The organism is Acinetobacter sp. Li1LvA2 (assembly GCF_056156705.1).
In genome coordinates this window covers 434,191-448,392 of record NZ_JBSICF010000001.1, presented here as the reverse complement: position 1 = coordinate 448,392, position 14,202 = coordinate 434,191, and the positions used below count along the sequence as shown (strand labels likewise).

General features: G+C 40.6%; 12 protein-coding genes. 9 read left to right on the top strand and 3 right to left on the bottom strand.

Features of this window, described 5'->3' with window-relative positions; genetic code table 11:
* Positions 1 to 116 precede the first annotated feature (116 nt).
* Complete coding sequence (gene lipA, locus ACS604_RS02000) at positions 117 to 1,103, bottom strand: lipoyl synthase (RefSeq protein WP_474769738.1); 987 nt, start codon at positions 1,101 to 1,103, stop codon at positions 117 to 119.
* A 361-nt stretch (positions 1,104 to 1,464) separates the two neighbouring features.
* Between lipA and ACS604_RS01995 the strand changes: the two genes are divergently transcribed.
* Genes ACS604_RS01995 through ACS604_RS01970 form a run of 6 tightly spaced genes read left to right on the top strand, consistent with a single transcriptional unit; the run spans position 1,465 to position 8,314 of the window.
* The gene (locus tag ACS604_RS01995) at positions 1,465 to 2,427 is read left to right on the top strand and encodes a thiamine pyrophosphate-dependent dehydrogenase E1 component subunit alpha (protein WP_353153618.1); all 963 of its coding nucleotides are present in this window, start codon (positions 1,465 to 1,467) and stop codon (positions 2,425 to 2,427) included.
* A gap of 13 nt (positions 2,428 to 2,440) precedes the next feature.
* A complete protein-coding gene (locus ACS604_RS01990; protein ID WP_005304999.1) occupies positions 2,441 to 3,460 on the top strand; it encodes an alpha-ketoacid dehydrogenase subunit beta in 1,020 nt (339 codons plus the stop codon).
* 1 nt (position 3,461) lies between these two features.
* Complete coding sequence (locus ACS604_RS01985; RefSeq protein WP_474769737.1) at positions 3,462 to 5,000, top strand: 2-oxo acid dehydrogenase subunit E2; 1,539 nt, start codon at positions 3,462 to 3,464, stop codon at positions 4,998 to 5,000.
* Positions 5,001 to 5,010: 10 nt separating this feature from the next.
* Positions 5,011 to 6,414: a dihydrolipoyl dehydrogenase gene (lpdA, locus tag ACS604_RS01980; RefSeq protein ID WP_474769735.1), complete on the top strand. Its 1,404-nt coding sequence runs from the start codon at positions 5,011 to 5,013 to the stop codon at positions 6,412 to 6,414.
* 26 nt (positions 6,415 to 6,440) lie between these two features.
* Positions 6,441 to 7,226 (top strand): acetoin reductase, encoded by a 786-nt coding sequence (locus ACS604_RS01975; RefSeq protein ID WP_474769733.1) that lies wholly within the window; start codon positions 6,441 to 6,443, stop codon positions 7,224 to 7,226.
* Positions 7,227 to 7,255: 29 nt separating this feature from the next.
* Positions 7,256 to 8,314 (top strand): 2,3-butanediol dehydrogenase, encoded by a 1,059-nt coding sequence (locus tag ACS604_RS01970; protein WP_174740607.1) that lies wholly within the window; start codon positions 7,256 to 7,258, stop codon positions 8,312 to 8,314.
* A gap of 48 nt (positions 8,315 to 8,362) precedes the next feature.
* Here the strand turns inward: ACS604_RS01970 and ACS604_RS01965 are convergent, their stop codons facing one another.
* Both ACS604_RS01965 and ACS604_RS01960 read right to left on the bottom strand, forming a co-directional pair.
* Positions 8,363 to 9,274 carry a bestrophin family protein gene (locus ACS604_RS01965; protein ID WP_004792511.1) on the bottom strand — a complete coding sequence of 304 codons (912 nt, stop codon included), beginning with the start codon at positions 9,272 to 9,274 and terminating at the stop codon, positions 8,363 to 8,365.
* A 69-nt stretch (positions 9,275 to 9,343) separates the two neighbouring features.
* Positions 9,344 to 10,612 (bottom strand): sigma-54 interaction domain-containing protein, encoded by a 1,269-nt coding sequence (locus ACS604_RS01960; protein WP_474769731.1) that lies wholly within the window; start codon positions 10,610 to 10,612, stop codon positions 9,344 to 9,346.
* A gap of 191 nt (positions 10,613 to 10,803) precedes the next feature.
* Here ACS604_RS01960 and ACS604_RS01955 point away from each other — a divergent pair, with 191 nt between their 5' ends.
* The 3 genes from ACS604_RS01955 (at position 10,804) to ACS604_RS01945 (ending at position 14,126) form a co-directional block, all read left to right on the top strand.
* Positions 10,804 to 11,499: an MBL fold metallo-hydrolase gene (locus ACS604_RS01955; RefSeq protein WP_474769729.1), complete on the top strand. Its 696-nt coding sequence runs from the start codon at positions 10,804 to 10,806 to the stop codon at positions 11,497 to 11,499.
* A 9-nt stretch (positions 11,500 to 11,508) separates the two neighbouring features.
* Entirely contained in the window at positions 11,509 to 13,164 is a 1,656-nt protein-coding gene (locus ACS604_RS01950) for a bifunctional protein tyrosine phosphatase family protein/NAD(P)/FAD-dependent oxidoreductase (RefSeq protein WP_474769727.1), read from the top strand.
* Positions 13,165 to 13,334: 170 nt separating this feature from the next.
* On the top strand, positions 13,335 to 14,126 hold the full coding sequence (locus tag ACS604_RS01945; RefSeq protein WP_474769725.1) for a sulfite exporter TauE/SafE family protein: 792 nt from the start codon (positions 13,335 to 13,337) through the stop codon (positions 14,124 to 14,126).
* Positions 14,127 to 14,202 lie beyond the last annotated feature (76 nt).

Here is a 14,202-nt window from a genome sequence, read left to right as displayed (position 1 = left end):
GCTCAACAGTTATAACTTTTTTATTGTGACTATTTCCTCGTTATCTGCTTACCTTAAATAAATTTATAGGTCTTGACCATTATCCTATTGGATAAGTTTTGTTAATTGTCTAATCCTTACGATAAGACATCTTGTCGGTTGAAAGGTTTTGGTACTGCTTCTCCAAAATATTGTCGATCAGCAAAATAGCTAGAACGAACCATCGGTGCACTCCAAATATTTTTAAAACCTAATCGTTTACCATGTCGAGTATATCGTTCAAATTCTTGTAAATTTACAAACCGATGAATAGGTGCATGTGATTTTGAAGGCTGAAGATATTGACCAATCGTGACAAGATCTACTTGATAATCTTTTAAGTCATTAAGTAGAGCAAGTACTTCTGCCTCAATTTCTCCTAACCCAACCATTAAACCAGACTTGGTTTTGATATCGGGACAATATGCTTTAAAGCGTTTTAGTAGCTCTAGTGAGTGTTGATAGTCTGAGCCCGGACGCATCGCTTTATATAAACGAGGAACTGTCTCAATATTATGATTAAACACATCTGGTGGAGATAAACTCAAAGTTGTAAGCGCTGTCTCTAAACGACCGCGAAAATCTGGTACCAAAATCTCAATCAAAGTTTCTGGGCAACGTTTTCGGATTTCTTCAATGCACTTTACAAAATGTGCAGCGCCGCCATCGTGTAGATCGTCGCGGTCAACAGAGGTAATCACGACATATTTTAAGTTTAGGTTTGCGACCGTTTCTGCCAAATGTTTAGGTTCATCTTCATCTAAAGGTTTTGGGCGACCATGAGCAACATCACAAAAAGGGCAGCGACGAGTACAGATGTCTCCCATAATCATAAATGTAGCCGTACCGCCACCAAAACATTCGGGTAAGTTTGGACAGGCTGCTTCTTCGCAAACGCTATGCAACTTTTGTTGGCGCAGCAAATTTTTTATCCGTTTGATTTCTTCAAAATCGGTTATTTTTGCTCTAATCCAATCCGGTTTAGTGAGTAACTCTTCTGTAGGTAAAATTTTAATAGGAATGCGAGCGACTTTATCTGCTCCTCTTAATTTAATACCAGTTTCTGCTTGTCTTTTAAAATCCATATTAATAATTCCATTTTGTTTAAAAATTATTTAAACTCCTGTTTTTTTAATTTAACAACTTATTTAAATCATATTAATAAGTCGCAATTAATTAAATACACAGGGTGTGGCGAGTATTATAAAATAAGAAAGGTTGGTTAAAGGTTTGTTTTTTAACTCAATGAAAATTATAAAAATTTTTTTAAATTATTTTTATGGGTTAAGTTTTTGAAATTAAAAAATTAATTAATTTTATTTTAAATAAAAACTTTTTAGTCTAATAGATTAATTCTTGATTTTAGATTTAAGTATTTATAGCGAATTAGATTTTCGCTTGAAACTTGGTTGAACTTTTAAAATCAAGATAATAAAGGAAAAGGATATGCAATTAACGGAAGAGCAATTACTCGCAGCATATAAACGCATGCGTGATATTCGTGAATTTGAGGATCGACTTCACGAAGAAAATACCAATGGTGATATTCCAGGTTTTATTCACTTATACAGTGGAGAAGAAGCTGTAGCAGTCGGGATTTGTGAAAATCTAACCGACAAAGACTATATCACTTCAACCCATCGTGGACATGGGCACTGTATTGCAAAAGGTTGTGACATTCACGCCATGATGCTGGAAATTTTCGGTAAAGATGACGGACTGTGCCGTGGAAAAGGCGGTTCTATGCATATTGCCGATTTGGATAAAGGTATGCTCGGTGCCAACGGAATTGTGGGCGGCGGGCCTCCTTTAGCAATTGGTGCAGCGTTGACAGCAAAAACCTTAAAAACTGGTGGCGTTGGACTGTCTTTTACAGGTGATGGCGGTTCAAACCAAGGCCTGACCTTTGAAGCAATGAACATGGCTGTTGTTCTTAAACTTCCAGTAATTTTTGTTTTCGAAAATAACGGTTTTGGTGAAGGAACGGGCCATGATTACGCGGTAGGAAGTAAGGATATTGCTGGTCGTGCAGCTGGTTTTGGTTTACCAGCAGTTAAAGTTGATGGTACCGATTTCTTTGCAGTTTATGAAGCGGCCCAAGCTGCTATTGATCGTGCACGCCGTGGTGAAGGTCCAAGTGTGATTGAAACCATTACGAACCGCTTTTATGGCCACTTTGAAGGTGACCCGGGCTTAATTCGCTCTAAAGAAGAGGTCGAGTTCATCAAAGAAAATAAAGATCCTTTGAAAATTTTCCGCGAGAAAGTCAAAGGCAAAATTGATGAAACCAAACTAGACGAGATTGATGCAGTATCTAAGGCAAATGTTGATGATGCTGTTGCTAAAGCTCGTGCTGCGGCATACCCACAACCAGAACAACTCCTTACCGACGTCTATGTCTCTTACTAAAGGAATAGTAAAGATGCCAAATAAAAGTTTTCGTAATGCGATTAAAGAAGCCATTGAATCAGAAATGCGCCGTGACCCAACGGTTTTTGTAGTTGGTGAAGATGTTCGTGGTGGACATGGTGGTAAGAATACCGAAGATAACGAGCTTGAAGGCTTCGGTGGAGTACTTGGTGTAACCAAAGGCTTATGGACAGAATTTGGTTCAGAACGTGTGATTGATACCCCAATTACCGAATCAGCGATTATTGGTATGGCCGCTGGTGCTGCGGCTACAGGTTTACGTCCTGTTGCTGACTTAATGTTTATGGATTTCTATGGCGTGTGTCATGACATGCTTTATAACCAAGCCGCTAAGTTCCGTTATATGTTCGGCGGAAAAGCAAAAGCGCCAATGGTTGTACGTGGCATGATTGGTGCAGGTTTTTCTGCTGCAGCTCAGCATTCTCAGTCACCATACAACGTATTTGCTGCGGTTCCGGGTTTAAAAGTTGTAGTTCCATCTAGCCCATATGATGTGAAAGGGCTATTAATTCAGGCTATTCGAGATGACGACCCTGTGGTGTTCTGTGAGCATAAAATGCTTTATGACATTAAAGGTGAAGTTCCAGATGATGCCTATACCATTCCTTTTGGCGTAGCAAATTACACCCGTGAAGGGACAGATGTGACCATTATTGCTTTAGGGTTGATGGTACACCGTGCCAATGAAGTAGCGGATAAATTGGCAAAAGATGGCATTTCAGTTGAAGTGGTAGACCCTCGTACAATTTCACCTCTGGATGAAGAAGGAATTTTAGAGTCTGTTGCATCGACTGGACGTGTGGTTATTGTGGACGAGTCAGCGGCACGCTGTGGCTTTGGGCATGATGTTGCTGCACTCGTTGCACAAAAAGGTTTCCACTATTTGAAAGCACCTGTTGAACTCGTAACGCCACCACATACGCCTGTTCCATTCTCTCCAGTTTTAGAAAAAGAATGGATTCCAAGTGTAGAGCGTATTGAGCAAGCTGTACGAAAAACATTGGAGGCTTAGGATGAGCGAAATTAAAACGCTGGAGATCCCGAAATGGGGATTATCCATGGAAGAAGGCACGATTGCCCAATGGTTGATTAAAGAAGGCGATAGCTTTAATAAAGGCGATGAAATTTGTGAAATTGAAACCACAAAAATCGTCAATGTATTAGAAGCGCCTTTTGCAGGAACGCTCCGTAAAATTTTAGCAAAAGATGGTGAGACTTTACCGGTCGGTGGGCTTATTGCGGTATGTGCTGAAAGTGAAGTTTCTGATGCAGAAATTGAAACATTTATTGCATCACTAGGTAGTTCAGCAGCTAAAGCCCCTGAAGCATCTTCGGAACAGAGTAAAGCAGAAACATCTGCACCTGTTGCTGAAAAAGCAGAACAACCACAGTCTATAGCTGCAAGTGCTCCAGTTCCAGTAAAGGCTGCTAAAGGTGACTACGCTGTACCCGAGTCATTACAAGGTTATCAAACATCTGATGAGTTGTTTACAACACCGCATGCGTTAAAACTTGCTGAAAAGCATAATGTGAACTTAGCTAAAGTCACAGGTTCTGGCCGTGAAGGACGTATTAGTGTTCAAGACATCCAGAAAGCTGTGCAGGCTGCTGGAGGTCAGTGGCCTGATATTAAACAGCAAACTCAAGCTAAAGTAGTTAAATCTACTGCCGACGATAGCCGAGTTTCAGCGACGCCTGTAGCACGTCGTTTAGCAAAACAATGGGGCATTAACTTAAATGACTGCCGTGTTTCAGGTACTCGTGGCCGAGTTTGTAAAGAAGATGTTGAAGCAGTTTATTATCGTAACAACCCAACGTCGGTAAATGAACAATCTGCTCAATGTGCTGTTGCTCAGCCACAGTCGACCGTTACAACTGTGGCGATGAATGGTATGCGTAAAGCGATTGCTTCACGGTTACAGGCTGCAAAACGTAATGCACCGCATTTCCGCCTAGTAGTCGATCTAAACGTAGAAGCTATGCAAAAACTACGTAAGCAAATTAATGAAACTGTGCCACAGGTGAAGCTTTCTATTAATGACATGTTAATTAAGGCAGCTGCAGCGGCACTCATTAAAGTACCTGAGGTGAATGTTCAATTTGATGAGGCGACTCAATCAATTTTACAGTTCTCTCAAGCAGATATTTCAGTGGCTGTAGCGATTCCAAACGGTTTAATTACACCCATTGTGAAAGCTGCAAATCAAAAATCGTTGGCACAAATTTCTGATGACATGCGTGATTTGGCAACGCGTGCCAAGACTGGCAAATTACAACCTGATGAGTTTCAAGGCGGCAGTTTTAGCATTTCAAATTTAGGAATGTTAGGCATTAAACAGTTTGATGCCATTATTAACCCACCGCAAGGTGCAATTATGGCATTAGGTGCTTCTGAATCTCGCGCTGTTGTTGAAAATGGCAATGTAGTGGTTCGTGAGATTGTCACAGCGACTTTGTCATGCGATCACCGAGTCATTGATGGTGCAGTTGGGGCGAAATTCTTGGCCAGCTTTAAGCAGTTTGTTGAAAACCCTGCTTTAATTTTGGTGTAGGAGAACCCCCATGTCAGAAGCTCAATTTGATTTAATTGTGATTGGCGCGGGACCGGGTGGGTATGTGGCTGCAATTCGTGCAGCCCAGCTCGGGTTAAAAACCGCAATTGTAGAAGAACAACATTTAGGCGGAATTTGCCTAAACTGGGGCTGTATTCCAACTAAAGCTTTGCTTGCAGGGGCAGAGCTTGCAACTCAGTTTAAACATGCCGGACAGTTCGGGTTTCAGGTATCCCAACTCGATTTTGATATTCAAAAGCTTGTGCAACATAGCCGCCAAGTATCAGCTCAGTTAGTACAAGGCATTGATTACTTGCTTAAAAAGAATCAGGTGACTGTGTTTAATGGTCGTGCTCAGCTTATGGCTAAAGAAAAAATTGAAGTGACCGATGCTCAAGGTAAAAGTCAGGCTTTGAGTGCACCCCATATTATTTTGGCAACTGGAGCTAAAGCTCGACATATTCCTCAGCTTCCTGTCGATGGAACATATGTCTGGAGCTATAAAGAAGCGCTTGTGCCAGAGCAGTTACCAAAAAGCTTACTTGTTGTGGGTTCGGGTGCAATTGGTAGCGAGTTTGCTAGCCTTTATCAAGACTTGGGTTGTCAGGTCACGCTTATTGATTTAGCCAAGCAGATTTTACCAACTGAAGATGCAGAAGTTGCCCAATTTGTCAGAAAACAATTTGAACAAAAGGGTATGAAAGTCTTAACCGATGCTGTTGTTCAAAGCATTCAAATTGAAAATGATCAAGTCCACTGTGTAATCGAAACGGCAAATGATGTTGAAACGCTTGTTTTTGACCGTGTCCTTTCGGCAATTGGTGTACAGCCTAATACCACAGGGCTAGGACTAGAACATTTAGGTGTGGAACTCAATCCGCAAGGTTTTGTGGCAATTAATGACTATTGTAAAACCAACGTAGCAGGGCTTTATGCCATTGGAGATGTTGCTGGAGCACCGTGTCTTGCCCATAAAGCAAGCCATGAAGCCATGATATGTGTTGAGAAAATTGCTGGTGTGGCAAACGTCCATTCACTGGATCGTAGCCAGATACCCGGTTGTATTTTCACGCATCCACAAGTGGCGAGTATTGGTTTAACAGAAAATGCAGCAAAAGCTCAGAACCTACCTATACGAATCGGCAAGTTTTCTTTAACTGCAAATGGTAAAGCTTTGGCAATTGGAGATGCGTCAGGTTTCGTTAAAACGGTGATACATGCAGAGACGGGCGAACTACTTGGTGCACATATGGTAGGCCATGAAGTGACTGAGCACATTCAAGGCTTTGCAATTGCTAAATATCTAGAAGCAACTGATGAAAGCTTAGCTCAAGTGATTTTCCCGCATCCAACATTATCAGAAGCCATGCATGAGTCTATTTTGGCTTCAATGCAACGAGCGATTCATATGTAGAAATTCTGCATTTACAGGAGTTGAACATGGTTAAGGGATTAAAAAATAAAGTCGCTTTAGTCACAGGGGCAGCTCAAGGCATTGGCCGTGGGATTGCCCTGCGCTTGGCGCAAGAAGGGGCACATATTGCATTAGTCGATATGAAACAAGATCGATTGAATGATGTGAAGCAGGAAATTCAGGCTTTAGGTGTAAATGCGAGCACATTTATTGCTGATGTCAGTGACTGCGAGCAAGTGTACGCTGCTATAAATCATGCTGAGCAGGCCCTTGGTGGATTTGATGTCATGATTAATAATGCTGGAATTGCACAAGTTCAAGCGATTGCGGATATCACACCTGATGAATTTCAAAAAATTGTTGATATCAATATTGGTGGAGTACTGTGGGGCATACAGGCTGCTGCTGCAAAATTTAAGCAACGCCAACATAAAGGTAAAATTATTAATGCCTGTTCAATTGCTGGGCATGATGGGTTTGCTTTACTCGGTATTTACTCGGCAACCAAATTTGCAGTACGAGCACTTACCCAAGCTGCTGCAAAAGAATATGCTAGTCAAGGTATTACCGTAAATGGATATTGTCCCGGAATTGTCGGAACAGATATGTGGGTTGAAATCGATAAACGTTTTGCTGAAATTACGGGTGCCGCAATCGGTGAAACTTATAAAAAATATGTGGAAGGCATTGCTTTAGGTAGAGCCCAAACACCAGATGATGTAGCTGCATTAGTTGCTTTTCTGGCAAGTGAAGATTCAGACTATATTACGGGTCAATCCATTTTAACGGACGGCGGAATAGTCTATCGCTAAAACAACATCCTGATTTGAGGTAGATAATAATGAAAGCAGCGCGTTTTTATGACAGAGGCGATATTCGTATTGAAGATATCCCTGAACCAGAAGTCACTGCCGGCACTGTCGGTATTCAGGTGGCTTGGTGTGGAATTTGTGGTACAGATTTACATGAGTTTATGGAAGGACCGATTTTTATTCCACCGTGTGGACATCCGCATCCTATTTCAGGCGAATCTGCGCCGATCACCATGGGACATGAGTTTTCAGGTGTCGTCTATGCTGTAGGTGAAGGCGTTGATGATATTGAAATTGGTCAACATGTCGTAGTAGAGCCTTATATTGTGGCCGATGATGTGCCGACTGGACCAGGTGACAATTATCATCTTTCCAAAAATATGAACTTTATTGGTTTAGGTGGGCGTGGTGGTGGTTTATCGGAAAAAATTGCGGTTAAACGCCGTTGGGTGCATCCAATTTCCAATAAAATTCCACTGGATCAAGCAGCCTTAATTGAGCCGTTATCAGTGGGTCATCATGCCTATGTGCGTAGTGGTGCAAAAGCTGGAGATATTGCTCTGGTTGGTGGTGCGGGCCCAATTGGTTTGCTGCTTTCAGCAATTTTAAAAGCGAAAGGTCTTAAGGTCATCATTACCGAGCTGAGTACAAAACGTAAAGAAAAAGCTAAAGAGTCGGGAGTCGCAGATTATATTTTAGACCCGTCAGAAGTTGATGTTGTTTCTGAGGTCATGAAAATTACCAATGGTGATGGCGTCGATGTCGCGTTTGAATGTAGTAGTGTTAACAAAGTGTTAGATACTTTGGTTGCAGCAGTCAAACCAACAGGCGTTATTGTTATTGTTTCGATTTGGAGCCACCCAGCATCAATTAATGTGCATAGTGTGGTGATGAAAGAGCTTGATGTACGAGGCACAATTGCCTACGTAAATGACCATCAAGAAACAATTAAACTGGTCGAAGAAGGAAAAATAAATCTTGAACCTTTTATTACCCAGCGTATTCAACTTGATGATTTGATTTCACAAGGTTTTGAAACCTTAATTCATAATAATGAGTCAGCAGTTAAGATTATCGTACAGCCCTAAATAGATACTTAAACCTATAAAAAAGAGCGATGATTCGCTCTTTTTTTATTAAAGTAAATTGTTGTCTTGGGCTTCAATAATAGGCGGTAATGGCTGTCCTAAAGAGCTTAGAGACTCTCGCTCAATCAAACGCACAATTGAATCGAGCGGTAAATCATTTTCTTGCAAACCGAAAGGTTCTTCAATTTGAGCGCTTAAGGCATCTAAGCCTAAAAACATATAAGCAATTAAACCCACAATAAGCGGTGTCCAAATACCTAAAGCTGCTTCAAGGCTAAAAGGTAATATGAAACAAAAACAGTAAACAGCACGATGTAAAAGTACTGAATATGAGTAGGGTAAAGGTGTACCGGCAATACGGTCACAACCCGCTTGAATATTGCCTAGCTCAACAATATGGCGTGTCAGAGTGCTATAGATAATGTCACTAATTTCGCCGTCTTTTAGAGCTTTGACTAAATCTTTTTGAATATTTTCGAGTACAAATTGTGGTGCATTAATATGCTCATTTAAATAATCGAGTGAAGAGTTATTTAAATACGCATGTTCAAGAAATTTGGTTGGTTCAGCAGTTTGTTGGCGCAGTCGATCACGTAATAAATTGCTAAAAATTAAGACCTGATGAATTAAATGTTCACGTTGTTCATTGGTGAGAACGTGGCTGTCTCTAACAATATGTCTGGCATTGGCAATTAAAGCTCCCCAAAGTTTGCGACCTTCCCACCATCGATCATAACAGGCATTATTTCGAAAACCCGTACAAATCGAAAGAATCACGCCAAAAATAGTAAATCCAATCGCGGGTACGGTAGGAATTTGAATCCAATGATAATAAGAGAGCCAGACCACACATGCTGAAATAAGTACAACAAAACTTAGTGCTGGCAAAACCTTGGGTAGAACAGTTCCTTTCCATGCAAATAAGAGTTTAAAAACGCTGCTTTTATCGCGAACAATCATAGAAAGCCTTTGAACTAACGGACCTAACCAAGTGCAGTATGATACGCCTTAGATGAGCTAAATACCTAGCTAAAGCTTATGCTTTTGTCTGTATCGCCAAAGGGTAGTACGGCTAATTCCAAAAATATTCGCAACCATATTCAAGTTATGGTTATATTTTTCTAAAGCAGCTTGCACATTTTCGGGGGTAAGTTCTGTATTTGTCTCAGGCAATTTAACGTAATCTTCAGCATTTAAGAGCTCATTTGGTAAGTCTTCAACTTCAATTTCATCCTTACCATTTGCCATGGTTAAGGCATAAAGCAGAGTGTTTTTAAGCTCACGAACATTTCCCGGCCAGTCATAGTTCAATAACACTTGCATGGCTTTTTGATTGACATGACGTGGCATTGTGTCGAGTTGAGTGGAGCTTTCTTTTAAAATCTGATCGACAATGAGAGGTATATCGACTTTTCGCTCTCTGAGCGGTGGTATAAAAATTGGAATTACGCGTAAACGATAGAGTAGATCGTGACGGAAACGTCCAGCCTTAGCTTCTTCGCGTAAAGCTTTATGTGTTGCTGTAATAATTCGGACATTGGCTTGAATCGGTTTTTCACCACCGACAGGAGTAAATTCACCTGTTTCTAAAACCCGTAATAATTTAGCTTGAAGCTCTAAAGGAATCTCGGCAATTTCATCTAAAAACAGCGTTCCACCAGCGGCACGTTCAAACACACCTTTATGGTCACGAATTGCTCCAGTAAAAGCACCTTTCACATGCCCAAAGAGTTCACTTTCTAAAATATTAGAATTTAAAGCTGCACAGTTAATCGCTACAAAAATCTTATTTTTACGTTGGCTATAATCATGAATTGCTTTTGCCACAAGTTCTTTACCGCTACCAGATTCGCCGCGGACGAGCACAGGAAACTCAGTAATTGCCACCCTTTGAATAATTGAAAACATACGGGCCATTTCTGGTGAGCAACTATTGAAAACTTTAGCCAAGTCTTGCAATTGGTCTGTTAGCTCTGTTTCAGCGAGGTCATTCTCTATGCTAACGGGCTGTAGAACATGTAATTTCCCGATAATGCGATGCTCTGCGATGTAAATATCATTTTCCTGATAGATAAATCGCTTTCTCATTTTAGGAGTATTGATTTCGAGATATTGATTGTGATGATCTTGAGTAAGCGCTGCCATGCTCTCAACAGAAATGTCATCTGTATTAAATTTATAGTGAATTGCTTGAGTCGTTGTGTCTGCTAAAAACAGACTCGCATTTGGGAATAAAGCTTTTAATTGCTCAAATAAAATAAAAAAATCTTGTTCTGACTTAAAATTTAGCTTTGCCATTTCATATGTTTCAATATCGTTTCATTGAAACATACTTGAGTTGCATAGAAACATCAAGCAAAGTTTATATTCTCATCTCAATTTTAATTTCTTAATTAAACAACTGATTTTTATGTTTATTATTTAATTTTAAATAATTGGCATCTTATTTGCAAAATATAGGAAAGAAATAAATTATTGGGGTATAAATCATGTTCTTTAAGCAGTTTTTTGAGCAGGAAAGTTCGACTTATACATATATGCTTGGGTGTGAAGAAACACGAGAGGCTGTTTTAATTGACCCAGTTGCATCAGATATAGAGATTTATGCAAAAGAATTGGAGCAGCATCAATTTACGCTCATCTATACCTTAGATACACATGTTCATGCAGACCATATTACTGCCGCGAATTTGCTTCGTGAACGTTTCCATTGCAAATCGGTTTTACATAGAAACTCAGATGTAAGTTGCGGAGATATTTTAATTACAGATGGTTGCATGCTTAAAGTTGGCAATCTCAGTATTGAAGCGCGTTATACACCAGGTCATACCAATGCTTGTACGAGTTATTTGGTTGAAGACATGGTTTTTACCGGCGATGCATTGTTAATTGATGGCTGCGGTCGAACTGACTTCCAGCAAGGTAATGCAGGCACACTTTATGACAGTATTCATAAACAACTTTTCAGTCTGCCTGACGATACTATTGTATATCCAGGACATGACTATAAAAGTCGTTTGTCTTCAACCATTGGTTATGAACGTTTAAATAACTCACGTTTAGGCCAGAATCGTTCACGAGAAGATTTTATTCAATTGATGAATAATTTAAATCTGCCATATCCAAAGCAGATCGATAAAGCACTACCTGCCAATCAGGCCTGTGGTTCAACTTCACAATCATAAGGTGGCAATATGAAACTTAAACGAGTTAATCAAGAATTTTATGTTGCTGGCCAGATTACTGCCGACGATATTGCGAAAATTGTAGATCAGGGCATAAAAACTCTGATATGTAATCGTCCAGATGGAGAAGGTGCAGATCAACCCAATATAATTGAAATTGAAGAAGCAGCTCTGCGACATGGCCTAAAGGTAATTTATCAGCCTGTTAGCAGTGGCAAAATTACCGATGAGCAAGTTGCCGAATTTAAACAGCTTTATCAGAATGCCCAAAAACCTGTTTTAGCGTATTGCCGTTCTGGTATGCGTGCAATCAGTTTATGGGCTTTGACCGAAGTAGACTCAAAAGATGTGACTTTGTTAGTGGAAACAGGTAACAAACTTGGTTTTAACTTAAAAGGCCTGGTTCCACGTATTTTAAAACGTGATCATGAACCAGCCACAATTCCTTGTTATAGCGTTGTGATTGTTGGTGCTGGGGCAGCTGGAATTTCTGTAGCATCGAGCTTACTGTCTCGTGAACCTCATTTAGATATTGTCATTATTGATCCAGCCGATACTCATTATTATCAACCCGGCTGGACCATGGTAGGGGCTGGTATTTTTAAACCACAAGTAACTGCACGCTCTATGGCAAGCGTGATTCCTTCAAAAGTTAAATGGATGAAAGCAGCCGTTGCTGGATTCGACCCTGAGCACAATCATGTTATTTTGGAAGGATGTCAGCCGATTCAATATAAAGCTTTGGTCGTCTGTCCTGGTTTAAAACTCAACTGGCATGGAATTGATGGTTTAGCCGAAACCTTAGGTAAAAATGGGGTGACGTCTAACTATCGTTATGATTTAGCACCGTATACATGGGAACTTGTGCAACAGCTAAACGGTGGTAAGGCAATTTTTACCCAACCGCCTATGCCGATTAAATGTGCCGGTGCTCCTCAAAAAGCGATGTACCTTTCAGCCGACTATTGGTTAAAGCAAGGCAAACTCAAAGATATCTCTATCCATTTTTATAACACCGGCGGTGTTTTATTTGGTGTGAAGGAATATGTACCTGCACTAATGCAATATGTCGAAAAATATGGCTCTGAACTGTACTTTAACCATCAACTTGTCAAAGTAGATGGACCTGCAAAAAAAGCATGGTTTAAGGTAGTGAACGATGAAAATGCAGCATTGGTCGAAACTGATTTTGATATGTTGCATGTTGTTCCACCGCAACAGGCCCCAGACTTTATTCGTGCTAGTACACTCACTGATGAAGCCGGCTGGGTGAGTGTGAATCCTCAAACCTTACAACACACACAGCATGCCAATATTTTCGCTTTAGGCGACGTGATGAATGCGCCTAATACCAAAACGGCTGCTGCTGCACGCGCACAAGCTCCGATCGTCGCTGTGAATGTGATAACGCAGCTCAAAGGTGAGCAGAACTTCTGTGAATACAATGGATACGGCTCATGTCCACTTACTGTAGAACGTGGAAAAATTGTTCTGGCTGAGTTTGGTTACGGCGGTAAGCTTCTTCCAAGTTTTCCAAAATGGGTAATTGATGGGCAAAAACCATCTCGTTTGGCATGGCTGCTTAAAGAGCAGATTTTACCTCCGATTTACTGGCAAGGCATGCTCAAAGGCCGCGAATGGATGGTCAAACCTGAGCGAGGATAAGTAAAGATTAATAATCTTTACCCGAGCGCAAGGCGAAAGCTGTGCTTGAGCGGAAGAGGATAAACAAAGCAACGCTTTATCCTGAGAAGCGACTAAAGCTTCGCAGATTTATTCACTCATTAACCAGCAGTCTACTGCAAATGATGTATATGCAATTTTAGGCTTTTGATATGTTATTACTTGTCGTTGAAGGCATCGTGATTGGCTTTTTACTCGGTTTGACTGGTGCAGGTGGTGGCATTCTTGCTGTACCTGCGCTAATGACTAGTCAAGGCTGGAGCGTGGCTCAAGCTGCACCGATTGGTTTGCTCGCTGTTGCGCTATCTACACTCATTGGAACAATTGAAGGCTTATTTAAAAAGATAGTTCGTTATCGTGCTGCTATTTGGATTGCCTTAATTGGTGCCCCTATGGCACATATCGGAATTTTAATAGCCAACGCGATTTCGCCTGTTTGGCTCATGTTAATGTTTAGCTTGGTCATGTTTACAGTAGGTTATCGACTTATTAGTAACCGAGTATCAGACTTTCATAATCCGCCGTGTCAGGTTAACCCAAGTACGGGACGCTTTATCTGGAATTTTAAAACGGGAAGCGTTCTTGCTAGTATCGGAATTATTGCTGGGCTTTTAACAGGCATGCTAGGGGTTGGTGGCGGCTTTGTAATTGTGCCAGCGCTTAGAAAAGTCACAAATTTGGATATGCATAGCATTGTTGCAACCTCACTTATGATTATTTTTCTCATTAGTGGGATAAGCATTTTGATGCATATTGCAGAGGGTTTTCATTATCCAGTAGGTATTACCAGTGCGTTCGCACTTGCATGTGCATTCGGTATGTTGTTAGGACGCCGAGCTATTCGTTTTATTCCGTCTGCAATTGTGCAAAAAGTCTTTGCTTTAATGGTTTTTGCTGTCGCAATTTATATGGTCATTAAGATAGTTAATCTAACAAGTATCTAAGTAATATAGTATTTTAACTATCTCTATAGTTAGCAATTTTCTAAAGATGAGATGTTAAAGTTATCTTGGGAAAATT